The sequence below is a fragment of the Qipengyuania sp. S6317L1 genome, assembly GCF_023015615.1.
Taxonomy (GTDB): domain Bacteria; phylum Pseudomonadota; class Alphaproteobacteria; order Sphingomonadales; family Sphingomonadaceae; genus Erythrobacter.
The window spans coordinates 833,732-860,399 of sequence record NZ_JALKAJ010000002.1 but is presented as its reverse complement, the minus strand read 5'-3'; the positions used below and the strand labels follow the sequence as shown (position 1 = coordinate 860,399).

Below are 26,668 nucleotides of genomic sequence, written 5' to 3'. Positions count from 1 at the left end.
ATTGAGGGAGCTCGGGGGTGAGCCGCATGCCTGAAAATGAAGGTGCGAACCTTGCGCACGAGGACAGCTTCAGCTGGCCTGTGCCTGCGCGCCTCATGACTTCACCGGCCACTGCGCAGCAAAGCGCCGCCTTCGCCGCTCGCCAGATTGCGCGACCCGCCCGCGCCCGGCTTTCCAACACCTCGCGCATGACATTTGGAACCGCTGCGGTCGCTGTGGCAGTCGCGGTTCCCAATCTCTCGCTTGGTGCAATGGTCGGGAGCTTTGGTGGCCCCTATTTCGGCGAGGCTGAACCACCATTGGAGCCTGTGGCGCAAACCACCCGGCATTTGCTTGCGACCGACATCTGGGCCCCGGCACAAGAGCCCGCAGGGCCAATTTATGCAGATGCGATCTCGGCAAAAGACCTGGCGGAGCCTTTCACCAGCCGCACTCGGTTGAGCGACTTCGAGCGCGAGTTGCCAATCGCGATCCTCGAAACCGGCTCTGAACAGTTTGATCTTGCCTTTGCGGGCATTGAAATGCCCACCGGATTGGTCGCGCCCCCGTCGCTAGGCCGCGCCGAGGGGCCTGCGCCGCTCTTCACGGTGAGAAGGGACACGATCCGCACCGCAAGCGTCGATATCGAGCAGATCACAGACATGGATCTCGTGATCAAAGCCACCCCGGAAAACGCAGGCGAGCAAGGGTCGACTTTGAATGCAAGTTCCAGCGCCGCGCGCACCGATGCGATTTCGAGCCGTTCGGTCGAAGCCGCTTTTGCAGGCGCGCTTGATGCCTCGAACGCGGTGCGCAATGCCCTGCCAATCGCGCGCAGTCCGGCCCCGGCTCAGCCCAACGTGCGCAATGTTCAAGGCGCCATTCCGGTGGCTGCGCCCCCGCCACAGCTTCGCGGAGCAGCGGCCGCTGAAACCCTCCTGATACCAAAGACAAAAATGGATGCGCGCGTAAACGGTGTTCTGACCGGCAGTGTCGATTTTCAGCAAGGTCAGGGGACTATAGCGATCCGCCTGCGCTCGGTCGCCGACGTCATGCGCGAGCAGTTCAGCAAGGCGGAATATGATGCGATCCTGGGCGGCCGTTCGATTGATAGCTTCGTACCGTTGGCTGAGCTCCAAGCGGCTGGCATTCCGATCAATTACAACCCTGCCTATGACGAGGTTGAGTTCGGTATCGACTATCAGGACGCGCCCAACGCGAAGAAAGTGCAAGTCGACCAGATTTCGGTCGCGCCGATTGGTCAGGACCTGACTGCTATCGAGCAGATCCCGCGTTAATCTCCCGTTGTTTTTGAAAGCCTATGCTTTCTCTCATCGCCTTGTTTTGAATGATAAAGTCACAAGGCACAAATGAGAGGGGAAGGTATGCGAGGGCGGAACAAGCGGGCAGTGACGGGGCTATTGCTTGGCGCATTCGTGCTTGCCGGTTGCGCCTCGCCTGAAGGTGTCAATTCTCTCCAGAGCGACAGCCAAGTGAGCATCGAACAGGTCGCGCGGGGCTCCAACGCCTTTGCGCTCGACCTTTATCGCGAGGTCGCAAAGCCGGGTGAAAACCTCTTCTTCTCGCCTGCCAGCATCTCGCTCGCCATGGGCTACGCCTATCGCGGCACTGACGGACAAACTGCAGAGCAGCTCCGCCAAGTCATGCATTTTCCAGGCGGTCCGGAAGCTTATCTTAAAGGGGCCGGCGCTCTTGACCGCACGATGCAGATATCGGGAGAGGGGCGCGAACTTCGCAGTGCGAATGCCTTCTGGGTGCGCGATGACTTTACCCTGGTGCCGGGGTTCAGAGCCGATCTGGCGCGCGAGGCATCGGGCGCATTCAACAGCGCGGACTTTGGTAACGATCCCGAAGGCGCGCGGCAGGAGATCAACAGCTGGGTTGCAGGTCAGACGAATGACCGCATCGAAGAGCTGATACCTGAAAATGTCCTAGATACCCTCACCGCGTCGGTGCTTGTGAACGCGATCTACTGGAAGGCGGATTGGCTTTATCCGTTTCCGGCCGGTGACACCCAAGAAGAACCGTTTTTCCTTGCTGATGGAACCGAGATCACGACCGATTTGATGAATGCCTTCGAAGATCTTCGCGGGATCAAGCGCGGTTCGGTCAAACTTGTGGAGCTGCCTTACAAGGGCGGCGAAGTGAGCATGGTCGCGATCCTTCCTGATAAGCCCGACGGGCTGGCTAGGCTTGAGAGCAGGCTCAGCGCATCACGGCTGGAGCGCTGGCTCGAAGCGCTGGATGAAGCGGAGCCATTCAATACGGTCCTGACCTTGCCCAAAATGAGCATGGACTGGAACGCGGATCTGAAATCGGTGGTTGAGGGCATGGGCGCGCCGCTGGCGTTTTCGAAGAACGCCAATTTCAACCGTCTGGCGACATTCCCGCAAGCGCAGCTGCCCGACTGGTGCGGGGTCAAGATCACCAATATCATCCATCAGGCCAATATCGACGTGGATGAGAAGGGTTCGGAAGCGGCTGCGGCGACGGCGGCCGTGATTGGCGCGGTTGTCATCTCATCAGGAAGGATAGGCCCTCCACCGCCGCCACCGTTTGAGTTTCGAGCCGATCACCCGTTCATGTTTCTGCTGCGCGATAATCGCACCGGCGCAATACTGTTCATGGGACGCATGATGGACCCGCGGCAGGAGGAAGGTGAGGGGCCGCAACCGTCCTTGGGGTCGCCAGAGGGTGTCGCTCCGCCCTGTCCTCCAAAGCTTTAGGCCAAAACAAAAAGGGCGGCGCCATTGCTGACACCGCCCCCTGATTGCGAGCGCTTCAAGACACTCACAAAACTTTGCGCAAGGCTTACTTGAGCTCGACGGTGCCGCCAGCTGCTTCGATCTTGCCTTTGATTTCTTCGGCTTCTGCCTTGTTGACGCCCTCTTTGAGAGGCTTCGGTGCGCCTTCGACGAGACCTTTGGCTTCGGTGAGGCCCAGACCAGTGATGGCGCGGACTTCTTTGATGACCTGGATCTTCTTGCCACCGTCGCCGGTGAGGATGACGTCGAATTCGTCTTTTTCTTCAGCAGCAGGTGCGTCGCCGCCAGCAGCAGGGCCAGCAACAGCAACAGCAGCAGCTGCAGAAACGCCCCACTCTTCTTCGAGTGCTTTGGCAAGTTCAGCTGCCTCAAGGACGGTCAGCTTCGAAAGTTCTTCAACAAGCTTGGCGATATCAGCCATGATGTTAACTCCAATAAAGTTCGGGACTTGATTGCGTCCCAATGATGTTTCGTATTCGCGAGAGACGTCTTAAGCGGCTTCTGAGGCGGCGTATGCGCCAAAGACACGGGCCAGCTTGTTGGCAGGGGCGGTTGCAACCTGAGCGATCTTCGTCGCAGGCGCATTGACCAGACCAACAATCGTGCCACGAAGCTCGTCGAGGCTTGGCATCGAGGCAAGTGCCTTGATCCCGGCTTCGTCGAGCACCTGACTGCCCATCGAGCCACCGACGATTTCCAGCTTGTCGTTCGACTTGGCAAAGTCGACCGCAGCCTTGGCAGCGGCCACAGGGTCTTCTGACCATGCGAGCGCCGTTGGACCGGAGAGGAATTCCTCAAGGCCCGTGTAATCGGTGTCTTTCAGGGCGAGCTTTGCAAGACGGTTCTTCGCAACCTTATAAGTCGCACCAACTTCACGCATCTTCCCGCGCAGATCGGTGGATTGATCCACCGTCAGGCCGAGGTTGCGGGTGACAACCACCACGCCAACTTCGTTGAAGACTTGCGTCAGCTCAGCGACCGCATCGGCTTTTTGCGAACGATCCATGCATTTGCTCCTTCACTATGGCCACGTGGGTTTAAGGCCCGCGCGACCGGCTCAAATCAACTCATGCCGTTCATCGACACGAGCTAAAGTCCATCAATGGGGAAGGAGGGGCGAGCCAAGCTCGCAAGCGGGTCGATGCCCGCGTAAACTCTTTTCCCCGTCTAGGCTGGAAATTAAGAGAGGCAAATTCCTCTCACCAACTGTCTCGGACGGATGAGCGGCAAAACCAAAAAGGCCCGCCGATCAGTGACGGGCCTTTAGGCGATTTGACGTTTGAGTCAACTCTTATGATTACATGCCGTCGGCTTTGTCTTCCATCGCTTCGGCTTGTGCTTCGAGCTCTTCTGCTTTGGCTTGCATGCCAGCTGCGCCCGCTTCGTCGCCTTGCTCTTCGGCTACATCTGCGGCCTCTTCGGCAAGATCAGCCTGAGCTTCGGTGAGCTCGGCTTCTTCGTCGATCACTTCAGCTTGCGCTTCGGTTACATCATCGACCTCTTCGCCCATTTCTTCAGCAGGCCCGTCGCAGGCAGCAAGGAGAAGTGACGGTGCGACCATCGCGAATGCAAATTTCTTCATAAGTTTGTCCCTCATTTTGAGGCGCATGTGATGAAATGGCGAGAGCGATCAGTCAACCTTCGTCTTTATGGTTCAAGTTTTCGATCAGAACGCGCCTTGATCGAAGCAGGCCGCCGGGAATCTGAAAGGCCGCCTTGCAATATGCGAGGACACCGCCGGACCGCGAAAATCAAAGGCGTGGGGTCAGACGCGCTCGTTTACCCTTTGCGCGGATAGATCGAGCCCCAGTCTCCCAGCGCCATGATCACAGGCCGGAGCGCTTCGCCTTTTGCGGTCAGGCTGTATTCGACCTTGGGCGGCACAACAGGATAGACCTTGCGGTTCACGATCCCGTCGGCTTCCAACTCGCGCAATTGTTTGGTCAGACTGCGCTGAGTGATCCCGCCAATATTCCTTGCAAGCTCGTTAAATCGCAGCGTCTCGTCAATGAGATGATAGACGATGAGCCCCTTCCACTTGCCCGAAATCTGTTCAAGGCATGCTTCTACCGGGCAACCTTGGCTGCAGTCATAGCGCTCGAAGCGCGTTTCAACATTCGGTGCAGTATCCATTTGGTGCCTATATGCAAAAATAGTGCGTACTTGCCGCAAGGTAATCGCAAGCTATCTTGCCGTCAATCACAGGGGATCGACCCGGATTAGCGGTCGTTTCGCACCCGAGAGCAAGAGGATTTCATGATGAAAGCAGCGGTTATCAATAGCTATGGCGAAAATGCGCCGTTTGAAGTCAAAGATGTCGAGAAGCCGATAGCGGGGCCGGGCCAAGTGCTCGTTCATGTCGCTGCAACCAGTGTCAACACCGTCGACACGATGATCCGGTCAATGGGGCCGGAACAATTACCCTTGTCACCGCAAGCGCCCGCAATCCTGGGAATGGATCTTGCGGGAAGGGTTGAAGAGGTGGGTGAGGGCGTCACCGGCTTTGCCCCCGGTGATGAGGTTTATGGCTGCGCAGGAGGGCTTGCGGACCTTCAGGGAGCCTTGGCGCAGTATATGGCAGCAGACGCAAAGTTGCTTGCTCACAAACCAAAGCGGCTCTCTATGCGAGAGGCAGCGGCGCTTCCCCTCGTCGCGATCACCGCGCTCGAAGGGTTGCAGCGCGCCCAGATTGGCGCTGGGCAAAAGGTCCTTGTCCAAGGCGGTGCCGGCGGGGTCGGCCATGTCGCGGTCCAATGGGCAAAGCACCTGGGCGCTCAGGTTTACGCAACTGTGTCGAACCCCGATGATGCTGCGATCGTCTCTGGCTATGGCGCCACTGCGATCAATTACCGCAACCAATCGGTCGACGATTATGTGGCTGAACACACAGACGGCGCTGGCTTTGATGCTGTGTTTGATTCTGTAGGCGGCGAAAATCTGCTCGCCTCATTTGAAGCAGCGGCGCTCAACGCGAACCTTGCAACGACCATCTCAAGGCTTGAGCTTGATCTTTCTGCTGCTCACTTCAAGGGCCTCTCATTGCACGTGGTCTTTATGCTCATCCCAATGCTGCATGATCTGGGCCGGGAAGTTCATGGCAGGTTGCTCGCAGAACTTGCCGGGGTCATCGATGCAGGGGGTGTAAAGCCGCTTGTCGATGACGAGAGATTCTCTCTCGAAACTGTGGCGCAAGCTTACGCAAAACTTAGCGATGGCCGTGCTACGGGCAAAGTTGTGATCGACATTTAAGTTTGTCGATGATGTGGCCGGGGGGCGCGGCCTTGGTTGGCGCGAGGTCAGCCCCCTTTACAAATCCAAAAGTGCCCTTAAATAGCCTGTCACACACCGACTTCGAGCCGGTCTCGTTCATGCGCGACGGATGGGACCAAGAATAGAAGCGGTGCTTTGCCATATTCGCGAGTTTGTTAGCTGCATCCATTTTGGACCCGCACGGGGCCGACGTTGGAGTGCGGCTTATTTGCGTCTCGGATATGGCCCAGTCTCGCGTGATGACTGAAACCAATTTCGTTTTCGGAAGATTCCCTTCGAAAACAATGCAGAAAGAGGCAAATCTCCTCCATGGCAACCAAAGCGAAAGCAACCCGCAGCCGCGAGGCAAAGGGTACCGCAAAGCGGCGCATCCGTAAGATTTTTGGCGACATCCACGAAGTCGTCGACATGCCCAACCTGATCGAAGTGCAGCGGGAGAGCTATGAATTCTTCCTGCGCTCGGACAAAGATACGGGGTACGTTTCGGGCCTTGAAAAGACCCTGCGCAGCGTCTTCCCGATTCGCGACTTCGCGGGCACCGCAGAGCTCGACTTTGTTCACTACGAACTCGAAGAGCCGAAATACGACACCACCGAGTGCCGTCAGCGCGGGATCACTTATGCCGCTCCCATGAAGGTAACGCTTCGCCTGATCGTTTTCGAAGTCGATCAGGAAACCGAAACCCGTTCGGTTCTCGATATCAAAGAGCAGGACGTTTACATGGGCGACATGCCGCTCATGACCGAGAACGGCACCTTTATCGTGAACGGCACCGAGCGTGTGATCGTTTCGCAAATGCACCGTTCGCCGGGCGTCCTCTTCGACCACGACCGCGGCAAGACGCACTCGTCTGGCAAGCTCCTGTTTGCAGCGCGCGTCATTCCTTATCGCGGCTCATGGCTCGACTTTGAGTTTGACGCCAAGGATATCGTCAACGTGCGTATCGACCGTAAGCGCAAGCTTCCGGTGACTGCGCTGCTTTATGCACTTGGCCTCGATAGCGAAGGCATCCTTCACCATTTCTACGACATGATGAAATGGGAACGCGCGAAGGACGGCTGGACCATTCCATTCATCGCCGAAAACTGGCGCGGTTCAAAGCCTGCTTTCCCGCTGGTGGACGCGAAGACCGGTGAAGAGATTTTCCCTGCGAACCAGAAGATTTCTCCGCGCGCTGCCAACAAGGCGGCCAAGGATGGTCTTGAAACGCTGCTTCTTCCGACCGAGGAAGTCGTTGGCCGCTATGCCGCTTACGACATGATCAATGAGCAGACCGGCTCGATCTATATCGAAGCTGGTGACGAAGTGACGCTTGAACACGTCGAGGCGCTCGATGAAGCAGGCTTCGACGCGATCGAGCTTCTCGACATTGATGAGATCAACACCGGTCCCTGGATCCGCAATACGCTGAAGGTCGACAAGGCCGAGAACCGTGATGAGGGTCTCGAGGCGATCTACAAGGTCATGCGTCCGGGCGAGCCGCCCACCAAGGAAACCGCAGAAGCTCTGTTCGAAGGCCTGTTCTTCGATGGTGAGCGTTATGACCTCTCCGCAGTTGGCCGTGTGAAGCTGAACATGCGTCTCGACCTTGATGCCGAGGACACCGTGACGACGCTGCGCAAGGAAGACATCCTTGCCGTGGTCAAGGAACTTGTCGATCTGAAAGACGGCAAGGGCGAAGTCGACGACATCGATAACCTTGGCAACCGCCGTGTTCGTTCGGTTGGTGAGCTTCTCGAGAACCAGTACCGCGTCGGCCTCCTCCGCATGGAGCGCGCTGTTAAGGAGCGTATGTCATCGGTCGATGTATCGACTGTGATGCCGAACGACCTTATCAACGCTAAGCCCGCTGTGGCGGCTGTGCGTGAGTTCTTTGGTTCATCGCAACTTTCGCAGTTCATGGACCAAACCAACCCGCTGTCCGAAGTCACCCACAAACGCCGTGTTTCGGCGCTTGGCCCGGGCGGCTTGACGCGTGAGCGCGCTGGCTTTGAAGTCCGCGACGTTCACCCGACCCACTATGGTCGTATCTGTCCGATTGAAACGCCGGAAGGCCCGAACATTGGTCTGATCAACTCGCTGGCATCGTTCAGCCGGGTCAACAAATACGGCTTCATCGAAACGCCTTACCGTCAGGTCAAAGACAACAAGGTGTCCGGCGATGTGATCTATCTGTCCGCGATGGAAGAGCAGAAGCACACCGTTGCGCAGGCATCTGCCGAACTCAACGATGACGGCACTTTCGTCGAAGAGCTGATCTCTGCACGTCAATCGGGTGACAACCTGATGGCGCCAAACGATCAGATTACTCTGATGGACGTCTCGCCAAAGCAGCTTGTGTCGGTTGCGGCCTCGCTCATCCCGTTCCTTGAGAACGATGACGCGAACCGCGCACTCATGGGTTCGAACATGCAACGTCAGGCTGTGCCGCTTGTAAAAGCGGAAGCCCCCTGGGTCGGCACCGGCATGGAAGAAACCGTGGCGCGCGATTCGGGCGCAGCGATTGCGGCCAAGCGCGGCGGTATCGTCGACCAGGTGGATGCAACGCGTATCGTGATCCGCGCAATCGGTGATGTTGAACCTGGCCAGTCGGGCGTCGACATCTACACGCTGCAAAAGTTCCAGCGTTCGAACCAGAACACTTGCATCAACCAGCGTCCGCTGGTGAAGGTGGGTGAGACGATTGAGCCCGGCGATATCATCGCTGATGGTCCTTCGACCGATCTTGGTGAGTTGGCGCTGGGCAAGAACAGCCTCGTCGCGTTCATGCCCTGGAATGGCTACAACTATGAGGACTCGATCCTCATTTCAGAGCGTATCGTGAAAGACGACGTCTTCACCTCGATCCACATTGATGAGTTCGAAGTGATGGCCCGCGACACGAAGCTTGGCCCGGAAGACATCACCCGCGACATTCCAAACGTCGGTGAGGAAGCTCTGCGTAACCTCGATGAGGCAGGCATTGTCTACATCGGCGCAGAAGTGCACCCTGGTGACATTCTCGTTGGCAAGATCACGCCAAAGGGTGAAAGCCCGATGACGCCGGAGGAAAAACTCCTTCGCGCGATCTTTGGTGAGAAGGCTTCCGATGTTCGTGATACCTCGCTGCGTCTGCCACCGGGTGTGGCCGGGACCGTTGTCGAGGTTCGTGTATTCAACCGTCACGGCATCGAAATCGACGATCGTACCCGTGCGATCCAGAACGAAGAGATCGAACGTCTTCGCAAGGACGCAGCGGACGAACGTGCCATTCTCAATCGTGCAACCTACAATCGTCTTCGCGACATGCTGATCGGCCAAGTGGTCGCAGCAGGCCCGAAAGGCGTAAAGAAGGGCATCGATATCTCCGAGCAAGTGCTTGAAGATATTGAGCGCCACGAATGGTTCCAGTTCGCGGTTGCCGACGATGCGCGTCAAACGCAGATCGAGGCGATCAAGTCGCAATATGACGAAGCGGCCAAGATGATCGACGACAAGTTCGAAGATCGTAAAGAGAAGCTGGAGCGCGGTGATGAGCTTGCACCGGGCGTTCTTAAGATGGTCAAGGTCTTCGTCGCGGTGAAGCGCAAGCTGCAACCGGGCGACAAGATGGCGGGTCGTCACGGTAACAAGGGTGTGATTTCGCGCATCCTTCCTGCCGAAGACATGCCGTTCCTTGAAGACGGTACGCCGGTTGACCTCGTGCTGAACCCGCTGGGTGTGCCTTCGCGTATGAACGTCGGGCAAATCTTTGAAACGCACCTTGGTTTTGCAGCACGCGGCCTTGGCATGGATATCGCCGAGAAGCTCGAAGAGTGGAAAGCGGCCAATCCGAACGCTGCCGAAGACTATGCCGATGTGAAGCCTCCAGAGGCTGTCGTTGATCGTTTGAAAGACGTTTACGGCGAGCAGTATTTCGAAGACCTCGAAAGCCGCTCGACTGCAAGCATCGTTGAGCTTGCAACCAATCTGAAGGCAGGTGTCCCGATGGGTACGCCGGTCTTTGATGGTGCGCGCGAACCGGACGTGACCGATTATCTGGTCAAAGCGGGCGTCGATAGCTCAGGCCAGTCGACCTTGTACGATGGCCGCACCGGCGAGGCGTTCGACCGTAAGGTGACCGTGGGCATTATCTACATGCTCAAACTGCACCACTTGGTCGACGACAAGATCCACGCACGGTCCATCGGGCCATACTCGCTCGTCACCCAGCAGCCGCTTGGTGGTAAAGCGCAGTTTGGTGGTCAGCGCTTCGGTGAGATGGAGGTCTGGGCTCTGCAAGCATACGGCGCGGCCTACACGCTTCAGGAAATGCTCACCGTCAAATCGGATGATGTTGTGGGTCGGACCAAGGTCTACGAAGCCATCGTCAAAGGCGACGACACCTTCGAGGCAGGTATTCCAGAGAGCTTCAACGTTCTCGTCAAGGAAATGCGCTCGCTGGGCATGAACGTCGAACTCACATCGCTCGGTGACGAGGATGAGGACGGCGACGATTTCGGCGCGATTGCAGCGGAATAACGGGAGCGGGCGTTCGCGCCCCTCCCACGTTTCGCAAACAAGTTTTCATCCCAAAAGGGAAACACAGTCATGAATGAACTGACAAAATTCACCAACCAGCTCGCGAAGCCGGAAACCTTTGACCAGATCCAGATCGGCATTGCCTCGCCAGAGCGCATCCGTTCGTGGTCTTTCGGCGAGATCAAGAAGCCGGAAACGATCAACTACCGCACGTTCAAGCCAGAGCGTGACGGCCTGTTCTGTGCGCGTATCTTTGGCCCGGTAAAGGACTACGAATGCCTTTGCGGCAAGTACAAGCGCATGAAGTACAAAGGCGTCGTCTGTGAGAAGTGCGGCGTTGAAGTCACCGTCACCAAAGTGCGCCGTGAGCGTATGGGGCACATCGAGCTTGCTGCTCCTGTTGCGCACATCTGGTATCTGAAATCGCTGCCATCGCGCATCGGCCTTCTGCTCGACATTCAATTGAAGCAGCTTGAGCGCATCCTCTACTTCGAGAGCTATGTTGTGATCGAGCCGGGCCTTACCCCGCTTGAGAAATTCCAGCTGCTCACCGAAGATGAGTTGCTTGAAGCGCAAGACGAATATGGCGAAGACGCTTTCTCTGCCGATATCGGCGCAGAAGCGGTCAAGGTCATGCTTATGGACCTCGACCTCGAGCAGGAGCGCGAAGACCTTCTCGAAGAGCTTGCGACCACCAAGTCGACGCTCAAGCCCAAGAAGATCATCAAGCGCCTCAAGGTTGTTGAGAGCTTCATTGAATCGGGCAACCGCCCCGAGTGGATGATCCTCGAAGTGATCCCTGTGATCCCGCCAGAGCTTCGCCCGCTCGTGCCACTGGATGGTGGTCGTTTTGCGACGTCTGATCTCAACGATCTCTATCGCCGCGTCATCAACCGGAACAACCGTCTGAAGCGTCTGATCGAGCTTCGTGCGCCAGACATCATCGTCCGCAACGAGAAGCGTATGCTTCAGGAAGCCGTCGATGCCCTGTTCGACAATGGCCGCCGTGGCCGCGTCATCACCGGTGCGAACAAGCGTCCGCTGAAGTCGCTGTCCGACATGCTCAAAGGTAAGCAAGGTCGCTTCCGTCAGAACCTTCTTGGTAAGCGCGTCGACTATTCAGGCCGTTCGGTCATCGTGACCGGTCCTGAACTCAAGCTTCACCAGTGCGGTCTTCCAAAGAAGATGGCGCTCGAGCTGTTCAAGCCGTTCATCTACGCACGTCTGGATGCCAAGGGTCTCTCCATGACCCTCAAGCAAGCCAAGAAGTGGGTCGAGAAAGAGCGCAAGGAAGTCTGGGATATCCTCGACGAAGTGATCCGTGAGCACCCGGTTCTCCTGAACCGTGCACCAACGCTTCACCGTCTTGGCATCCAGGCGTTCGAGCCCGTCCTCATCGAAGGTAAAGCGATCCAGCTTCACCCGCTGGTGTGTTCGGCGTTTAACGCTGACTTTGACGGCGACCAGATGGCGGTCCACGTACCGCTCAGCCTCGAAGCTCAGCTCGAAGCGCGCGTTTTGATGATGTCGACGAACAACATCCTCTCGCCTGCTAACGGCAAGCCAATCATCGTTCCGTCACAGGACATGGTCTTGGGCATCTATTACCTCTCGATGGAACGTCAGGAAAAGACCCCCGAGTTCCGCGAGAATGAAGATGGTACCAAGGTCGAAGTGCTGCCGCGTTTTGCCGATATGGCCGAAGTGCATCAGGCATTGGAAACCAAGGCTGTGACGCTTCACACGAAGATCCTGGCGCGCGTTCCGCAAGCGGATGAAGACGGCAAGATCGTCATGAAGCGTTTCGAAACAACGCCCGGCCGGATGCTGATCGGTGAATGTATGCCGAAGAACCACAAGGTTCCGTACGACATCGTCAACCGCCTTTTGACCAAGAAGGACATCGGCGATGTGATCGACGAGGTCTATCGTCACACTGGCCAAAAAGACACGGTGCTCTTTGCCGACGCCATCATGGTGCTTGGCTTCCGCCACGCATTCAAGGCAGGCATCTCCTTTGGTAAGGATGACATGATCATTCCTGATGCGAAGGAAGGCATGGTCGAAGAGACCAAGTCTCTGGTTGCTGACTACGAGCAGCAGTATCAGGACGGTCTCATCACCCAGCAAGAGAAGTACAACAAGGTGATCGACGCCTGGTCCAAATGTGGTGATCTGGTGGCCGACGCGATGATGGCCGAGATTAAGGCTCAGCCCATCGACGAAGATGGCCGCGAAAAAGAGATCAACTCGATCTACATGATGAGCCACTCGGGCGCGCGTGGTTCGCCAGCGCAGATGAAGCAGCTTGCCGGTATGCGCGGCCTTATGGCCAAGCCTTCTGGCGAGATCATCGAGAACCCGATTATCTCGAACTTTAAAGAAGGTCTGTCGGTTCTCGAGTACTTCAACTCAACCCACGGCGCTCGTAAGGGTCTCGCGGATACGGCGCTTAAAACGGCGAACTCGGGTTATCTCACCCGCCGCCTCGTCGACGTTTCACAAGACTGCACCATCGTGGAGCAGGACTGTAAGACATCGAACGCCATGGAAATGCGCGCCATCGTTCAAGGTGGTAGCGTGATCGCATCACTTGGTGAGCGTATCCTTGGTCGTACCGTAGCCGAAGACATCACCAATGCCGCAACCGGCGAAGTGATCGTTCCGGCTGGCACGATGGTCGACGAACCTATGGTGAAGGAAATCGAAGCGGCTGAAGTTCAGTCTGCACGCATCCGTTCGCCACTGCTTTGCGAAAGCGATCAGGGTGTTTGCGGAACTTGCTATGGCCGTGACCTTGCACGCGGTACGCCTGTAAACATCGGTGAAGCTGTCGGCGTTATCGCGGCACAGTCGATCGGTGAGCCTGGCACGCAGCTGACCATGCGGACCTTCCACATTGGCGGTGCGGCACAGCTCAACGAAACTTCGCACCTCGAAGCGACCTCCGACGGTAAAGTCGAGCTTCGTGACATGCCGACGATCACCGACAAGAAGGGCCGTATCCTTTCGCTTGCTCGTAATGGCGAAATTGCGGTTATCGATGCCGAGGGTCGTGAGCGTGAAATGCACAAGGTGCCTTACGGTACCGTGCTGCACTTCGAGCACGGCGCGAAGGTCAAGGCAGGCGAACGTCTCGCAGAGTGGGACCCGTTCACCTTGCCGATCATCACCGAGCAATCGGGTGTGGTGAAGTATCAGGATCTGGTCGAGGGTACGACACTCGAAGAGCAGACCGATGACGCAACAGGTATCGCGCAGCGCGTGGTTACCGAAAACCGCGCCACAGGCCGCAAGAAAAAGGAGGAACTTCGTCCGCGCATGATCCTTCAAGGTGAAGGTCAATCCGACGACGAAGCCGATGCACAGCGCTACATGCTGGCACCGGGCACCACGCTTTCGGTTGAAGACGGTCAGCAGGTTGCAGCAGGTGACATTCTCGCCCGTGCATCGCGCGAGTCGGCGAAGACCCGCGACATCACCGGTGGTCTGCCGCGTGTGGCCGAACTGTTCGAAGCGCGTCTGCCAAAGGACATGTCGGTTATCGCCAAGATTTCGGGCAAAATCGAATTCGTTCGCGAATACAAGGCGAAGCGTAAGATCGCGATTGTTCCGGAGGAAGGCGATCCAGTTGAGTACCTGATCCCCAAGACCAAGGTGATCGACGTGCAGGAAGGCGACTTCGTGAAGAAGGGTGATACCCTGATTTCCGGCGCGCCGAACCCGCACGACATCCTCGAAGTGATGGGCGTTGAGGCACTCTCCGAGTATCTCGTCAACGAGATTCAGGAAGTGTATCGTCTGCAAGGCGTGAAGATCAACGACAAGCACATCGAGGTGATCGTCCGCCAGATGCTGCAGAAAGTTGAGATCACCAATGGCGGTGACACGACGCTTCTGCCTGGCGAGCAAGTCGACCTTGCCGAAATGCTCGAAGTGAACGCCAAGCTTGGTAAGAACAAGACGCCTGCTGAAGGTGTTCCGATCCTGCTTGGTATCACCAAGGCAAGCTTGCAAACCCGCAGCTTCATCTCGGCCGCTTCGTTCCAGGAGACTACTCGTGTTCTGACCCAGGCTTCGGTTGAAGGTAAGAAGGACACGCTGATCGGTCTTAAAGAGAACGTGATCGTGGGGCGTCTGATTCCAGCAGGGACGGGTGCAGGCATGAACCGCATGCGTGTGACCGCCTCGAGCCGCGATGCCGCTCTCAAAGCCGCTTGGAAAAAGCAGCAAGATAAACTGGCAGCAGCGGGCGCCAAGGAAGAAGAACCGGCAGCAGATCCGGTGTCTTCCGAAGACGCCATGAAAGCGGCGATGGGTGGTGGCAACGCTGCTCCAGCCGCTGAAGCGGACGCTGGCGAAGAATAAGCAATCGCCCAAGACATGAAAGAGGCCCCGGAGGAGCAATCCTGCGGGGCCTTTTTTGTAGGCCGTTCAGTTTACAGTCTGTTTTGGCAGCATAGCCTTGCCAATCCAAAATTGGGGGGACTATCCATGAAGAAAATCATCCTACTCGCCGCCACCATTGCCGCAGCCGTGCCCATCATGCCGCTTACAGCACAAGACACGGTTGTCGTCACAGGCTCGCGTCAGGATCGTTCTGCACTCAATGCCTATCTTGGGCCAAGCGGCAATGGTAGCGGGCCTTCTGCTATAGGCGTCACACGCCGCGCGGACTATTTCGTGACCCCGCTCTTCGTAAGTTCGGATTCGCGCAATCTCGACGAACGCCGCGAAGAGTTGTTTACGATGCTTGGTGAAACGCTGCGGCTGGCCGATGCGCAAGGGATCGACATTGTCGCAGGGCGCTATGGCCTAGAGCCCGTAACGCTTGAAAATATGCGCGAGTTGCCACTCGCTGGTGGCAATCGTCCCGACACCAACCGCGTGCAAATCTATGCACGCATCGCCCTGCGGGGCAGCGATCCCATGGTCAGCAAAACAGCCGAGCGTATCAAGGCGTTCGTCAAAGCCATCCCCGCAACCGGGCGTTCCTTTATCGACGTCGGCAACACCGGGCTCGCCATAGACGACCCTGAACAATACCGCGGCGATGTCGTGCGCCAAATTGCGCAGGAAGCGACCAGCTATGCGAAGGCATTCGGCAGCGACTACGGCGTTTCAATCACCGGTCTTCACGGCGATCTCTACTTTCAGCAATCGAGCGAGACCGAGGTGTTTCTATACATTCAGCACGAATTTGAGATCACACCAAAGTAGGCAAGATCAATGTGCGTGCTGCTCTGATCGCCACTCGCGGTCAGCGGCCTGAACGGCTTCTTCGCCTTTGAGCTTTCGCCCGTCTTGCGTCTTGTGCGTAAAATCGGCGATAGCTTCACTGATAGTATCGCTTGCGCAGGCGCTTGCTTCAGCCTGTGTGAGAGGGGATTTGGGGGCGGCACAGCGAAACATGGCCACTTCTTCTGGAACCAGATTCGCAGGCTCAAAGAAAGGATTATTCTGCTGAAGCAAGGCCTTGAGTTCGTCAGCGAATGACTTTGCGCTGGCTCTTTCCCGCTCCGTTTCCGGTAGAAATTCAGACTTCATCAAGAAGTCGAGGCGGCGCAATCCTTCCTCAAAATATCCAAGTTCGCGTAGGACGTTTACGGCCCGTAGATTGTAATGAAACCACAGGCTTGCGTTCTCCTCAGTGCGCTTGGCCCTCAGCGCAAGATTGGCAAACTGGGACTGATATCTGACCTTCCGGTCATAGTTGTCGTCGGTCTCCCAACTGGCTTGCAGGAGAGAACTGAGTTGAGAAATCTCGTCGCGATCTATTTGGCTTTTGAGCCACCAGACGCGGTAATGCTGCGTTTCGGTTACGCGCATTGCCAGATAGTCGGGGGTGGCAATCGCTGCTTCTAGTGTTTCCAATTCTTGAGCGGTGAAGTCTTCGTCGAACATGAGAAGGCCGTTTTCGGGGCATTCCGTCACGGGATAGACAGGCAAGTGACTATAGGGCTTGCCGTCCGGCCGTTGGCCCCAGGTGCTATTGCTCACCACGACATCGGCCTCGAATTCCTCACCGCCTATGGGGCACACAAAATCCACCTTAGTAAACGTAGTTGCGTTTGCGCTCGGCGCGCCGGCGAGCCCCATGGCGGCCAATAAGGCGAATGCGCGATGAAGATTGGTCATTGATCTCTCCCGTTCAACCGCAGGTGTACCCCCGACATCATGACGCCCCAACTGCAAACTTTGCTCTTGCGAGGCATTCGCAATAAATGCATGTTAGCTTCGTCACTGATGCCGAGTCAAAGAGAGCCACATGCCCCGAAACCATACGCCGAACCTTTCGACCATATCCACCATTGCCAGGCTGGCAGAGCCGACCCTTGTCCAGTCGTTGAACCCAATCGCAGCGCGTTTCCTTCATTCACTGCGATTGATCGCAATCCACCAGCGGGCCAGGCGTGATCCCGTGCCCGAGCTTGCCGCAAGGTTGAGCAGCGTTCACGTGGCAGCAAAAGCGCTCGCGCTAAGTCAGATCGTGTCAGCAGTTTGGCCGGAGAACATCCACGTCTCACGCTTTTGCTGCTGCCGAACGACCCATGACGAGGCTACTATAGCCTCCATGATCGAGGGGGCCTGCAACCGTGATCGCGCTCAATTTGATCACGCGGGCGAAGGTTTTATCCGGCCCGATCGAATGGATCGTCTGTGGGCCGGCGTGCTGGAACTGGTCGAGGCCGAACTGACCGCTTGCTGAGCCATCGTGCTGAACCTGCTTGCAGCCGCGCGCGTTGGCCTTTACCGGATGCGCCCATGGTAACAACACGTTTCGCACCTTCGCCCACCGGCCGCCTGCATGTCGGCAATATCCGCACCGCGCTCCACAACTGGATGCTCGCCCAGAACTCTGGCGGCGACTTCATCCTGCGTATCGACGACACCGATGCAGAGCGCAGCCGCGAAGAATATGTCGATGCAATCCGCGCGGACCTCAAATGGCTTGGCCTCGATTGGACGCGTGAAGAGCGACAATCGACGCGCCTAGATGCCTATCAGGCCGCGTTCGAAAAACTGCGTGAGGCAGGCCGGATCTACCCTGCCTATGAAACACAGCAAGAGCTGGAGTTGAAGCGCAAGGTGCTTCTCGGGCGTGGCTTGCCACCAATTTACGACCGCGGCGCATTGGACCTCACGGATGAGCAACGCGCAGCGAAGGAAGCGGAAGGCATCAAGCCGCATTGGCGTTTCAAGCTCGATCATGACGAGGCGCTGGAATGGGTTGATGGCGTGCGCGGCCCTACAAAATTTGATGCAAAGCTTCTGTCAGACCCCGTGATCCGCCGGGCTGATGGCTCTTGGCTTTATATGCTGCCAAGCACCGTCGACGACGTCGATATGGGTGTGACGCAGGTCCTTCGCGGTGAGGATCACGTGTCGAACACTGCAGTGCAAATCCAGATGTTCACCGCGATGGGAGCAGAGCCCCCCGCCTTCGCGCACGAGGCGCTTCTAGTTGGGAAAGAGGGCAAGCTTTCCAAGCGCCTCGGCTCGCTTGGTTGCGATGCGTTCCGCGAAAAGGGTGTTGAGCCTGAGGCCATCATCGCGCTGCTGTCGCGCCTTGGTACGTCGCTTCCGGTTGAGCCGATTGCTGACCGCGCAAAGCTGCTCGAGACCTTCGATCTTGGCACTTTTGGCCGCGCACCTGCGAAATTCGACGATGCGGAGCTCGAACGGATCAACACCGCGATCGTGCACCAGATGTCGTTCGATGTGGTGAAGGATCGCCTGCCAGACGGCATGGACAAAGCTGGCTGGCACGCGGTCCAGCCCAATATCTCGACTGTTGGCGAAGTCGCCGAATGGTGGCGGCTTGTCACAGGCCCGATTGAACAGCCCGAGTTCTCGGACGAGGACAAGGCCTACCTCAAACTGGCTTGCGAAACTTTGGTCTGGGGTGAAGACCCGTGGGGCGCGCTCACCAGCGAATTGAAAGAGGCCACGGGCCGCAAGGGCAAACAGCTTTTCCTCCCGCTACGCCAAGCACTCACCGGCATGAACCACGGCCCGGACATGGGCGAATTGTTGCCACTGATCGGTGAAGCTGAGGCGCGGTCGCGGTTACTTAAGGCGGTGGGATAAGCAGGAAAAATCAAGCGCTTAACGTAATTCGGCGCTCAGCCCCCGTGCTTCTCCAACTCGTCGCCGGCCAGCGTCACCACGTGCAGCAGGTTCGTCGAACCTGGCGTTCCGAACGGCACGCCTGCCAGTGCAATCTGCTTCGATCCTGCTTTGCCAAAACCATGGCGAAGGGCCATGCGTTTGCCTTTGGCGATCATCTCTTCGAAGCTACCGATGTCCTTGGTCACGACCGCGTGTGCGCCCCACAACAAGCCGACGCGGCGCGCGGTTCGTGTGCTGGGGGTGAGGACGAGAATGGGGGTGGCTGGCCGCTCGCGGCTGACACGGCGCGCGGTCGATCCGCTCATCGTAAAGACCGTGATAGCGGTGATCGGGACGGTGTCGGCGATGGTCATGCAGGAGTGAGCAAGCGCATCTGACGTTGTTGCATCGGGCTCTGTTTCGAGCATCCGCACGCGGCGCTTGTAGTCGTCATCCGCTTCGATCTGGCGCGCGATGGAATGCATCATGGATACCGATTCTTCGGGCCAATCGCCTGCCGCGCTTTCGGCAGACAGCATCACGGCATCCGCGCCGTCATAGACCGCATTGGCGACGTCAGAGACTTCCGCACGCGTGGGCGTTGGGCTTTCGATCATGCTTTCGAGCATTTGCGTCGCTACAATCACCGGCTTGCCCGCGCGCCTCGTCGCGTTGACGATCTTTTTCTGGAGCGGCGGCACTTCAAACGGTTCAAGCTCCACGCCCAGATCTCCGCGCGCGACCATGATCCCGTCGGCCATTTCGATAATCTCGGACAAGCGATTAACCGCCATGGGCTTTTCAACCTTGGCGCAAAGCGCCGTGTTCGCGCCGCCGTGGCTCGCCATGAGCTTGCGCGCCTCGGCCAGGTCTTCTGCGCGCTGAACGAAGGAAAGCGCGATCCAGTCGGCCCCTTGTTGGACCGCGAAAGCCAGATCCTTGCGGTCCTTGTCGGTGAGCGCGGGGATGGGCACTTCGGCATCGGGCACGTTAACGCCCTTGCGATCGGAGATCACACCGCCGACTTCGGCTGAACAGAGGATGCGGTTTTCGTCCGCCTCTTTCACCACCAGCTTGATCTTGCCGTCATTGATCAGGAGGCGTTGGCCGCGCTTCATTATCCCGAAAAGTTCCGGGTGGGGAAGGCATACGCGGGTTTCGTCGCCTGGCGTTGGATCGCGGTCCAATGTGAAATGGCCCGAATGGCGGATGACCGCGCTGCCTTCAGCAAATTCACCAACGCGCAGTTTTGGCCCCTGAAGGTCGGCGAGAATGGTGATGGGACGGGCAAATTCCCTCTCCATGGCGCGGATCGAATTGATCGCCTCGGCGTGATCTTCGTGGGAGCCGTGGCTCATGTTGACGCGGAAGGCATCCGCGCCGGCCCTAAAGAGCTTGCGCAGCATCTCCGGCGAGCGGCTGGCGGGGCCGATGGTAGCCAGGATCTTGACCTTGCGTCCGCGCGGGTTGATCCGTGAGTTATCTTTTTTCGTCATGATTCTCTTGAGACCCCAAAGCCCTTTGCATCACTGTCCTTGCTATGACACAGCCGTATTGCAACTCAAGGAAAAGCCCGCATGAATACGAAATCCAGCTCTGATCTCGACCAATTGGACGACGCGGTTGCTGCCGCAGCTTTTCGCCGGCTGGTGCGCCACCTTCAACATCGACATGACGCACAGAACATCGATTTGATGGGGCTTTCAGGTTTTTGCCGCAATTGCCTTGCCGATTGGATCCGAGATGCCGGGTTTGACGGTGATAAAGCTGCCGCGCGCGAGCTCATTCATGGCATGTCGCAAGAGGAATGGAAGGCGACGAGACAGTCGCCTGCAACGCCCGAACAACTCGCTGCGATGGAAGCGAGCATAGCCAAAAACAAATCGGACTGACCCGAAAGGTAAGCTTTTGGCAGTCAGCTCCTAGCAGTCTGCCTTGTCCAGGCGGTAGAGTTCGACCTCGCCGTATTTCTTGGGCAGCAGCACCCGCCCAACGGATGTGAAGGCGCACTCCTTGCAATTGTCCATCAGAAGCGCAGCAGCGAAACTTTCGGTGCAATAGACCCCGCCAACCGGCGTGACAGGTTCGATCCGTGCGGTGCGATTGACCTCGCCTCCATACCATAGCCGGTTGCCGGTGATGCGGTCGGTGCCGACCCAGATCGGGCCGTAATGCACGCCCAGTCGCATGCCGGCGACGGCGCCCGAAGGAACAAGGCCGCGCGGAATGTCTGCCAATGTTTCCTGTAATCTAAGCGCGATCGAGGCGGCGATGCGCGGTTCGTCCACGATGGCATAGACCGCATCGCCCCATGTATTGCGAAATTCGACGTGGTCTCCAAAATCGCTCAGCACCTGGCCGATCCGCCCCATGACCGTATGCATGAAGGCCGGCAATTCGCGCTCTCCCAGCCTTGAAAAGCCTTTGTAGTCCGCGAATAAGATCGAGCGTATCTCGCGCTTGGTCCCGTCGCCAACCTGTTGTTTTGGCGGAAAGCGCAAGTTGCGCGGTACGTTCCCGGCGGGGATTGTGACGCTTTTGCGCCCGAGATCCTGCCACAGCTTCATATCGGCTTTGGTGCCCGCGATGCCGGTGGCCGAAAAGCTGGCGAATTCGTCCGAGACAACCGCGATCTGATATGCCTCGCAATCGCGCTTTCCTGCCCTCAGCAAGGCAAGGCCCATGGCGTAGAGCGTGTTGTAGGCAAATTGATTGTCGTCGCCGACATAGTCAGATGGTGTTGCGAAGCTGATCGATTTGGCAGCGTTGCGACAGGCGTAATAGCGATCTTCCCAGTCGTGCCCGCCACTCACCACGCTTTCGGCGATGAAATCGTCTTCGGCAAAGGGAAGAACCACGTTGAGTTCGGCGCCTCGCTGCAAAATTTGCTCGGCAATAACGATGTCGGCCCCGCAGGCGAGCGGACCGTAACCCACCGAAACGTCGAGCTCGTCCAGATAGTTGGAGATGCGCTGCGCAAGAGAGGTTTCCGCATCGCTCCCCGAATTGAACATATGTCCGCAAAACACAGCGACATTGCCGGTCACGCCGGTTTCTTCGGGGACGACTTCCAGCTCGTCCGGTGTCATTTCGACTGGCCTGTCCACTGGCTAGTCCCCCCTAATGCCTCGTGTCCCTTTGCGCGGGCGATCCTACAAGATCGGCGTATTCGCGCAAGCTGTGGGTAGTTTCGTGGAGAAAGCTGCACACAAAAGCTGCGAAGCGCGGGAAGGGCTGATAGAGCGCATCCCCTAGTTTCAATCTGATTCTCTCAAATAAGGAAATAAGACCTTGGCCGAAGCCACCGATGATCGCCTGCGCCTGCTGATTGAGCGTATTGAACGCCTCGAAGAAGAGAAAAAGGGCATCGCCGATGACATTCGCGATGTTTACGCCGAGGCCAAAGCGGTGGGCTACGACACCAAGATCATGCGTCAGATCATCAAGCTTCGTAAAATGAAGCCTGATGAGCGCTCCGAACAGGATATGGTGCTCGAAACCTACAAATCTGCTCTTGGCATGATGTAACCTTCAGTGGTGGCGGGGCGCTAGCCGAGCTGTCCCGCCAGCGCTGCGATGGCGACGGCTGTACCATTGTGCGCTGCGTGAAGCGCGATTGCCGCCCACAGGCCAAAGCGCACGCGCACATATCCGAGCATTGAGCCCAGAATGAACTGGGGCAGCACGAGCGGCAACAGGATCGCAAGCGAGCCTTCGTCGAAATTTGCCAAGTGCACCAGTGCAAAAGCGATGGTCGAAAGCCAGAAGAACGCTGGAAAGCCGCGCGCGAACCATCCCAGTGTTGGCTTGTTGCGCAAGAGATAGAGGGCCGCGCCCGCCCCCACTATCCCGGCCATCGCAAGTGCAAGGCCAAGCGGCGGGAGCGCAATATGCGCAAGGCCAAAGCCGATGCCGCCTGCCAGTAATACCAGCAAAGCCGCGATTACTGCGGGCTTGCCAGAGAGCCAGCTGCGAAAAGCGACCTCTTCCATCACAGGCGCGCCGATCACCACCATTGCGATGATGCCCCACGTAAATTCCATCCCCGCCAAGGCGGTCGCCGGGATGTAAACGCCCGCCGCGATCAACAGGCTGGCAAGCCCGATCAGCACCGCCATCGCCAGCAGATCGAGTGCGTAGATCCGGGCGAGCACGGTCAATGCACCCTTGCTTTTCGCGCTCACTTCAAGGGTTGGGCGCTTCAGGAATGCGCCGAATTCACGCCATTCAGCGGCCATGCTTGTGGCCGGGCCATCGGTAGCAGGGGAGATGTGCGTTTCGCTTGCGGTGATAGGGGTTGTCGTCATGTCGCTCATGGGGTTAAGGCGGTGCCACTAATTCAAGCTTAAGCGTGTCGCCAAAACACGCACGCCCATAAAGATACGGGCGCAAAGCAAAATCGCTGAGAAGAGTTTTTCAATGGCAGGCCATTCCAAATTCAAGAACATCATGCACCGCAAGGGTGCGCAGGACAAGAAACGCTCGAACCTGTTTTCCAAGCTTAGCCGTGAAATTACGGTCGCTGCAAAGATGGGGACGCCAGACCCCGATATGAACCCGCGCCTGCGCCTCGCGATCAACACCGCCAAGGGGCAATCCATGCCCAAGGACAATATCCAGCGCGCGATCGACAAGGCGAGTGCGGCAGACGGCGAGAATTACGAAGAGGTGCGCTACGAAGGCTATGGCCCGGGCGGCAGCGCGATCATTGTTGAAACGCTGACCGACAACCGCAACCGCACCGCAACAGCTGTGCGCACTGCGTTCTCCAAAAACGGCGGCAATCTGGGCACCGAAGGTTCGGTTGCGCACGGGTTCGAGCGTTTGGGCCTGATCGAATATGCGCCCGAAGCTGGCGATGAAGACACCGTGCTCATGGCCGCGATGGAAGCAGGCGCAGAGGACATCGAATCCAGCGAAGACGGTCACACGATCTGGACCGCCGCCGAGGACCTTCACGCCGTCTCATCGGAGCTTGAAAAGGCATTGGGTGAGGCGAAAGAGGTGAAGCTTGCATGGAAGCCGAACCTTACCGTCGAAATGGACGAGAAAGGTGCGGGCACGCTGCTTAAACTCATCGACACGCTTGAAGATGACGATGATGTGCAAACCGTCTGGGGCAATTACGAAATCTCGGACGATGTGATGGACAAGCTCGACGTTTGAAGCGGCTTGAGCCTGTCTTTTTCACTGCGCTTCTCGCTGCTTTCGCGCTTGCGATAATGTGGCGGCTCGGATTGATGCCAGACTGGATGATCGGGCTTTAGATGATCATTTTGGGCCTTGATCCCTCGCTTACCTGCACGGGCTGGGGCGTGGTGCGCTGCGAAGGATCGCGGCTCACGCATATCGCCAATGGACAGATTAAAACCAATGCCAAATCACCAATGGTGGAGCGGCTTGCCCTGCTGCACGGCGAGGTGGCGAAGGTCATCGAACAGCACCGCCCCGACCGCGCAGCGTGCGAGGAGGTTTTCGTCAATGAGAACCCGAAGTCGACGCTTAAACTCGCTCAAGCGCGCGGCGCAGTACTGGCTGCGTGCGGGGGTGCATCGCTGCGCGTGAACGAACACGCTGCAAGGCTTGTAAAGAAGGCCGTGGTTGGAACTGGCGGTGCCGACAAGGCTCAGGTCGCAGCCATGATCAAAGTGCTGCTCCCGGGATCAAAAGTTGCCGGGAGCGATGCTGCCGATGCGCTGGCGGTTGCAATCGCCGACGCGCATCTGGGCTGACTAATGGGTGTTCGAGCTTAAACCCCGGCCGACTGAAAATCGTCGTCTTCGGTAATTTCGGTCACGAACAAAGTCGTCCAAGCGCCGATATAGGCACCGATCAGGATCGAGACGAAAGAAATGCCGCTGCCAACGCGCTCGCCATTGGCTGTGCGACCCTTGCCTGGCTGCGAAACGCTGTTGCTGTAAATGCTGGAACCGTCGCCCGCACGAGTGCCCGCCGAAGCTGCCACAGGCGAAAGCGCAAGCGCGGCTGCACCAGCGGTGATCACTAATTTTGAAACCATGCGCGACATTGCAAATCCCTTGGAAGTTCAACGCTCTTTAGGGAAAAACACTAAAGGTGGAGTTAACTTCGATTTGTTGACGAACCTTACGCCGCAATCTTCTGGGCAGTGGGGCGCGGGTAGGATATGGCAAGTGCGCAACACGCGGAAGATAAGGATTTACGCTAAGGATGACCATGCATCTCTACGGTATTCCCAATTGCGATACCGTCAAAAAAGCGCGCAAGTGGCTTGATCAAAACGGCCTCGTTTACGTGTTTCACGACTACAAGAAAGAGGGCGCTGATGAAGGCAAAGTGACCTCATGGATCGGCGCGAAGGGCGTTGACACCGTGCTGAACAAGCGCGGCACCACCTTCCGCAAGCTTTCTGATCAAGAGAAGGCCGATGCAGCAGACAGTCACAAGGCAGTCACGCTTCTCGTTCAGCACCCCTCCATGATCAAACGGCCAGTGGTCGAATACGAGGGCGGCATCCTCGTGGGTTTTAAGGAAGATGAATGGTCCGCTTCACTTTTGTAGCTGCGTGTCTAGCGCTTGTGGTTTCTCCTCTACCCGCCATGGCAAATAGCGACCCCCTGATTATCGCCCACCGCGGGGCGAGCGGCGACCGGCCAGAGCACACCTTGGCGGCCTATGAGCTCGCCATTGATCAGGGCGCCGATTACATCGAGCCTGACCTTGTCGTGACCAAGGATCTGAAGCTTGTCTCGCGCCATGAGAACGAGCTTTCCGGCACCACCGATGTCGCAAGCCGCGAAGAATTTGATTATCTGCGGCGCGAAAAGACCATCGACGGTCAGCGCGTGGCGGGTTGGTTTGCAGAAGACTTTACGCTTGCCGAATTGCGCACCCTTCGCGCCAAAGAACGCGTGCCTGCAAGCCGTCCGGCGAACACCCGCTATAACGGGCTTTATCAGGTCCCGACCTTTGAAGAGATTGTGAAGCTGGTGCGTGCGAAAGAGGCGGAGACCGGACGCACAATAGGTCTCTACCCCGAGCTCAAGCACCCGAACTTCATGCTCGAGGTCGAAGGGATCGATATGGTCGATCTTGTCCTGCGCGAGCTGCGCGATCTTGGAATCGAACCTGAAGACCCGATCTTCATCCAGTGCTTTGAAGTCACCACGCTTCGCCGCCTCAATCAACGCAGCGACTATAAACTGGTGCAACTGATCCGCCCCGAAGGTGGCCCGGTGGATGAACCCGATATGCGCTATGCCGAAATGGTGACGCCGAGCGGGCTGGAAGAGCTTGCAACCTATGTCGACGGGATTGGCCCATGGCTTGGCTATGTTCTCGACCCCCAAACCATGGCGCAAACCACGCTGGTCGCCGACGCGCAGGCACTTGGCCTTAAGGTCCACCCATGGACGCTGCGCAAGGAAAACGCTTTTCTGCCAGCCACACTGCAAAGCGAAGGCGGACCCGCCGACGAAGGCCAATGGCGCCTCCTCTGGGGCGCAGCGATAAAAAGCGGTGCAGACGGCTTCTTCACCGACAATGTGAAAGAGTTTGTGGCGCTCTCCAAAAACGAGCCGCGCTAGGGCTTTAACCTCAAATACACCGCGCACAGTTAGTCCGCATGATCATCATGGGGAGTAACCGCGATGAAAGAAGGTGTTGTTCTTGCTGCGCTTGTGGTCGCTGGCGGGTGTGGGCCAATCCTTGGCTCCGGCTCGCTTGAAGACAAGCTCGCCGTCGCCGAGGATTATGTAAATCGCCACGGTACAGACCAAATGCGCAAGCAAATTGGACCACAGTTCGGGAGCGCTAAAGTGTCATCCCGGGTTGATGGGAACGATACTCTGGTGATTGTCATCAAGGACCTGCCAACCGGAAAGGCGAGTTGGGACCCGTTTGTGATGCGTAAGACCTTGCGCGGCGATATGTGTGCGCAGGCAGTTTACAGGGAATTGTTCGAGGCAGGCGGCAAGGCGAAACTGGAGGTCACCTCCAACATCGGCTTCCAATTACCAAGCGTCCAAGTTGCTGGCTGCTGA

24 protein-coding genes are annotated in these 26,668 nt (G+C 57.5%); 15 read left to right on the top strand and 9 right to left on the bottom strand.

Going from position 1 to position 26,668, the window contains the following annotated elements; all coding sequences use genetic code 11:
* Window positions 1-26: 26 nt before the first annotated feature.
* Both MWU38_RS05465 and MWU38_RS05460 read left to right on the top strand, forming a co-directional pair.
* Window positions 27-1,277: a hypothetical protein gene (locus MWU38_RS05465; RefSeq protein ID WP_247270804.1), complete on the top strand. Its 1,251-nt coding sequence runs from the start codon at window positions 27-29 to the stop codon at window positions 1,275-1,277.
* Window positions 1,278-1,364: 87 nt separating this feature from the next.
* Window positions 1,365-2,726, top strand: coding sequence for a serpin family protein (locus MWU38_RS05460; RefSeq protein ID WP_247270803.1), 1,362 nt, complete (start codon window positions 1,365-1,367; stop codon window positions 2,724-2,726).
* An 85-nt stretch (window positions 2,727-2,811) separates the two neighbouring features.
* On the opposite strand, the gene rplL is transcribed toward MWU38_RS05460, so the two are convergent.
* The 4 genes from rplL to MWU38_RS05440 form a co-directional block, all read right to left on the bottom strand.
* Window positions 2,812-3,186, bottom strand: a complete 375-nt coding sequence (rplL, locus tag MWU38_RS05455) for a 50S ribosomal protein L7/L12 (RefSeq protein WP_247270802.1) — start codon at window positions 3,184-3,186, stop codon at window positions 2,812-2,814.
* A 69-nt stretch (window positions 3,187-3,255) separates the two neighbouring features.
* Complete coding sequence (rplJ, locus tag MWU38_RS05450; RefSeq protein WP_247270801.1) at window positions 3,256-3,771, bottom strand: 50S ribosomal protein L10; 516 nt, start codon at window positions 3,769-3,771, stop codon at window positions 3,256-3,258.
* 291 nt (window positions 3,772-4,062) lie between these two features.
* Complete coding sequence (locus tag MWU38_RS05445; protein WP_247270800.1) at window positions 4,063-4,347, bottom strand: hypothetical protein; 285 nt, start codon at window positions 4,345-4,347, stop codon at window positions 4,063-4,065.
* 197 nt (window positions 4,348-4,544) lie between these two features.
* A complete protein-coding gene (locus MWU38_RS05440; protein WP_247270799.1) occupies window positions 4,545-4,898 on the bottom strand; it encodes a helix-turn-helix domain-containing protein in 354 nt (117 codons plus the stop codon).
* Between the two features lie 123 nt (window positions 4,899-5,021).
* Here MWU38_RS05440 and MWU38_RS05435 point away from each other — a divergent pair, with 123 nt between their 5' ends.
* The 4 genes from MWU38_RS05435 (at window position 5,022) to MWU38_RS05420 (ending at window position 15,755) form a co-directional block, all read left to right on the top strand.
* On the top strand, window positions 5,022-6,014 hold the full coding sequence (locus MWU38_RS05435; protein ID WP_247270798.1) for a zinc-dependent alcohol dehydrogenase family protein: 993 nt from the start codon (window positions 5,022-5,024) through the stop codon (window positions 6,012-6,014).
* Window positions 6,015-6,344: 330 nt separating this feature from the next.
* The gene (rpoB, locus tag MWU38_RS05430; RefSeq protein WP_247270797.1) at window positions 6,345-10,535 is read left to right on the top strand and encodes a DNA-directed RNA polymerase subunit beta; all 4,191 of its coding nucleotides are present in this window, start codon (window positions 6,345-6,347) and stop codon (window positions 10,533-10,535) included.
* A gap of 69 nt (window positions 10,536-10,604) precedes the next feature.
* Window positions 10,605-14,903, top strand: a complete 4,299-nt coding sequence (gene rpoC / locus MWU38_RS05425) for a DNA-directed RNA polymerase subunit beta' (protein WP_247270796.1) — start codon at window positions 10,605-10,607, stop codon at window positions 14,901-14,903.
* Between the two features lie 126 nt (window positions 14,904-15,029).
* Entirely contained in the window at window positions 15,030-15,755 is a 726-nt protein-coding gene (locus MWU38_RS05420) for a hypothetical protein (RefSeq protein ID WP_247270795.1), read from the top strand.
* Between the two features lie 6 nt (window positions 15,756-15,761).
* Here MWU38_RS05420 and MWU38_RS05415 read toward each other — a convergent pair whose 3' ends face one another.
* Window positions 15,762-16,673, bottom strand: coding sequence for a hypothetical protein (locus tag MWU38_RS05415; RefSeq protein ID WP_247270794.1), 912 nt, complete (start codon window positions 16,671-16,673; stop codon window positions 15,762-15,764).
* Window positions 16,674-16,803: 130 nt separating this feature from the next.
* Here MWU38_RS05415 and MWU38_RS05410 point away from each other — a divergent pair, with 130 nt between their 5' ends.
* On the top strand, window positions 16,804-17,244 hold the full coding sequence (locus tag MWU38_RS05410; protein WP_247270793.1) for a DNA-directed RNA polymerase subunit beta': 441 nt from the start codon (window positions 16,804-16,806) through the stop codon (window positions 17,242-17,244).
* Between the two features lie 56 nt (window positions 17,245-17,300).
* A complete protein-coding gene (gltX, locus tag MWU38_RS05405) occupies window positions 17,301-18,626 on the top strand; it encodes a glutamate--tRNA ligase (RefSeq protein WP_247270792.1) in 1,326 nt (441 codons plus the stop codon).
* Between the two features lie 35 nt (window positions 18,627-18,661).
* On the opposite strand, the gene pyk is transcribed toward gltX, so the two are convergent.
* Window positions 18,662-20,143, bottom strand: coding sequence for a pyruvate kinase (gene pyk / locus MWU38_RS05400; RefSeq protein WP_247270791.1), 1,482 nt, complete (start codon window positions 20,141-20,143; stop codon window positions 18,662-18,664).
* A gap of 81 nt (window positions 20,144-20,224) precedes the next feature.
* Here pyk and MWU38_RS05395 point away from each other — a divergent pair, with 81 nt between their 5' ends.
* Complete coding sequence (locus MWU38_RS05395) at window positions 20,225-20,539, top strand: DUF1244 domain-containing protein (RefSeq protein WP_247270790.1); 315 nt, start codon at window positions 20,225-20,227, stop codon at window positions 20,537-20,539.
* A 30-nt stretch (window positions 20,540-20,569) separates the two neighbouring features.
* On the opposite strand, the gene MWU38_RS05390 is transcribed toward MWU38_RS05395, so the two are convergent.
* Window positions 20,570-21,736: an adenylate/guanylate cyclase domain-containing protein gene (locus MWU38_RS05390; RefSeq protein WP_247270789.1), complete on the bottom strand. Its 1,167-nt coding sequence runs from the start codon at window positions 21,734-21,736 to the stop codon at window positions 20,570-20,572.
* Between the two features lie 202 nt (window positions 21,737-21,938).
* On the opposite strand from MWU38_RS05390, the gene MWU38_RS05385 reads away from it, so the two are divergent.
* Window positions 21,939-22,175 (top strand): DUF2312 domain-containing protein, encoded by a 237-nt coding sequence (locus MWU38_RS05385; RefSeq protein WP_223073326.1) that lies wholly within the window; start codon window positions 21,939-21,941, stop codon window positions 22,173-22,175.
* A gap of 20 nt (window positions 22,176-22,195) precedes the next feature.
* On the opposite strand, the gene MWU38_RS05380 is transcribed toward MWU38_RS05385, so the two are convergent.
* Complete coding sequence (locus MWU38_RS05380) at window positions 22,196-22,954, bottom strand: CPBP family glutamic-type intramembrane protease (protein ID WP_247270788.1); 759 nt, start codon at window positions 22,952-22,954, stop codon at window positions 22,196-22,198.
* A gap of 112 nt (window positions 22,955-23,066) precedes the next feature.
* Here MWU38_RS05380 and MWU38_RS05375 point away from each other — a divergent pair, with 112 nt between their 5' ends.
* Entirely contained in the window at window positions 23,067-23,813 is a 747-nt protein-coding gene (locus MWU38_RS05375) for a YebC/PmpR family DNA-binding transcriptional regulator (RefSeq protein ID WP_247270787.1), read from the top strand.
* A 101-nt stretch (window positions 23,814-23,914) separates the two neighbouring features.
* Window positions 23,915-24,379, top strand: a complete 465-nt coding sequence (gene ruvC, locus MWU38_RS05370) for a crossover junction endodeoxyribonuclease RuvC (RefSeq protein ID WP_247270786.1) — start codon at window positions 23,915-23,917, stop codon at window positions 24,377-24,379.
* A gap of 17 nt (window positions 24,380-24,396) precedes the next feature.
* Here the strand turns inward: ruvC and MWU38_RS05365 are convergent, their stop codons facing one another.
* Entirely contained in the window at window positions 24,397-24,666 is a 270-nt protein-coding gene (locus tag MWU38_RS05365; protein WP_247270785.1) for a hypothetical protein, read from the bottom strand.
* 170 nt (window positions 24,667-24,836) lie between these two features.
* Here MWU38_RS05365 and MWU38_RS05360 point away from each other — a divergent pair, with 170 nt between their 5' ends.
* The 3 genes from MWU38_RS05360 (at window position 24,837) to MWU38_RS05350 (ending at window position 26,668) form a co-directional block, all read left to right on the top strand.
* Complete coding sequence (locus MWU38_RS05360) at window positions 24,837-25,187, top strand: arsenate reductase (protein ID WP_247270784.1); 351 nt, start codon at window positions 24,837-24,839, stop codon at window positions 25,185-25,187.
* 38 nt (window positions 25,188-25,225) lie between these two features.
* On the top strand, window positions 25,226-26,212 hold the full coding sequence (locus MWU38_RS05355) for a glycerophosphodiester phosphodiesterase family protein (RefSeq protein ID WP_247270783.1): 987 nt from the start codon (window positions 25,226-25,228) through the stop codon (window positions 26,210-26,212).
* Between the two features lie 63 nt (window positions 26,213-26,275).
* Window positions 26,276-26,668, top strand: a complete 393-nt coding sequence (locus MWU38_RS05350) for a hypothetical protein (protein ID WP_247270782.1) — start codon at window positions 26,276-26,278, stop codon at window positions 26,666-26,668.

Coding starts and splice junctions, on each gene's coding strand:
- MWU38_RS05465 (WP_247270804.1), top strand. CDS start 27: ATGCCTGAAAATGAAGGTGCGAACCTTGCGCACGAGGACAGCTTCAGC.
- MWU38_RS05460 (WP_247270803.1), top strand. CDS start 1,365: ATGCGAGGGCGGAACAAGCGGGCAGTGACGGGGCTATTGCTTGGCGCA.
- rplL (WP_247270802.1), bottom strand. CDS start 3,186: ATGGCTGATATCGCCAAGCTTGTTGAAGAACTTTCGAAGCTGACCGTC.
- rplJ (WP_247270801.1), bottom strand. CDS start 3,771: ATGGATCGTTCGCAAAAAGCCGATGCGGTCGCTGAGCTGACGCAAGTC.
- MWU38_RS05445 (WP_247270800.1), bottom strand. CDS start 4,347: ATGAAGAAATTTGCATTCGCGATGGTCGCACCGTCACTTCTCCTTGCT.
- MWU38_RS05440 (WP_247270799.1), bottom strand. CDS start 4,898: ATGGATACTGCACCGAATGTTGAAACGCGCTTCGAGCGCTATGACTGC.
- MWU38_RS05435 (WP_247270798.1), top strand. CDS start 5,022: ATGATGAAAGCAGCGGTTATCAATAGCTATGGCGAAAATGCGCCGTTT.
- rpoB (WP_247270797.1), top strand. CDS start 6,345: ATGGCAACCAAAGCGAAAGCAACCCGCAGCCGCGAGGCAAAGGGTACC.
- rpoC (WP_247270796.1), top strand. CDS start 10,605: ATGAATGAACTGACAAAATTCACCAACCAGCTCGCGAAGCCGGAAACC.
- MWU38_RS05420 (WP_247270795.1), top strand. CDS start 15,030: ATGAAGAAAATCATCCTACTCGCCGCCACCATTGCCGCAGCCGTGCCC.
- MWU38_RS05415 (WP_247270794.1), bottom strand. CDS start 16,673: ATGACCAATCTTCATCGCGCATTCGCCTTATTGGCCGCCATGGGGCTC.
- MWU38_RS05410 (WP_247270793.1), top strand. CDS start 16,804: ATGCCCCGAAACCATACGCCGAACCTTTCGACCATATCCACCATTGCC.
- gltX (WP_247270792.1), top strand. CDS start 17,301: ATGGTAACAACACGTTTCGCACCTTCGCCCACCGGCCGCCTGCATGTC.
- pyk (WP_247270791.1), bottom strand. CDS start 20,143: ATGACGAAAAAAGATAACTCACGGATCAACCCGCGCGGACGCAAGGTC.
- MWU38_RS05395 (WP_247270790.1), top strand. CDS start 20,225: ATGAATACGAAATCCAGCTCTGATCTCGACCAATTGGACGACGCGGTT.
- MWU38_RS05390 (WP_247270789.1), bottom strand. CDS start 21,736: ATGACACCGGACGAGCTGGAAGTCGTCCCCGAAGAAACCGGCGTGACC.
- MWU38_RS05380 (WP_247270788.1), bottom strand. CDS start 22,954: ATGACGACAACCCCTATCACCGCAAGCGAAACGCACATCTCCCCTGCT.
- MWU38_RS05375 (WP_247270787.1), top strand. CDS start 23,067: ATGGCAGGCCATTCCAAATTCAAGAACATCATGCACCGCAAGGGTGCG.
- ruvC (WP_247270786.1), top strand. CDS start 23,915: ATGATCATTTTGGGCCTTGATCCCTCGCTTACCTGCACGGGCTGGGGC.
- MWU38_RS05365 (WP_247270785.1), bottom strand. CDS start 24,666: ATGGTTTCAAAATTAGTGATCACCGCTGGTGCAGCCGCGCTTGCGCTT.
- MWU38_RS05360 (WP_247270784.1), top strand. CDS start 24,837: ATGACCATGCATCTCTACGGTATTCCCAATTGCGATACCGTCAAAAAA.
- MWU38_RS05355 (WP_247270783.1), top strand. CDS start 25,226: ATGGCAAATAGCGACCCCCTGATTATCGCCCACCGCGGGGCGAGCGGC.
- MWU38_RS05350 (WP_247270782.1), top strand. CDS start 26,276: ATGAAAGAAGGTGTTGTTCTTGCTGCGCTTGTGGTCGCTGGCGGGTGT.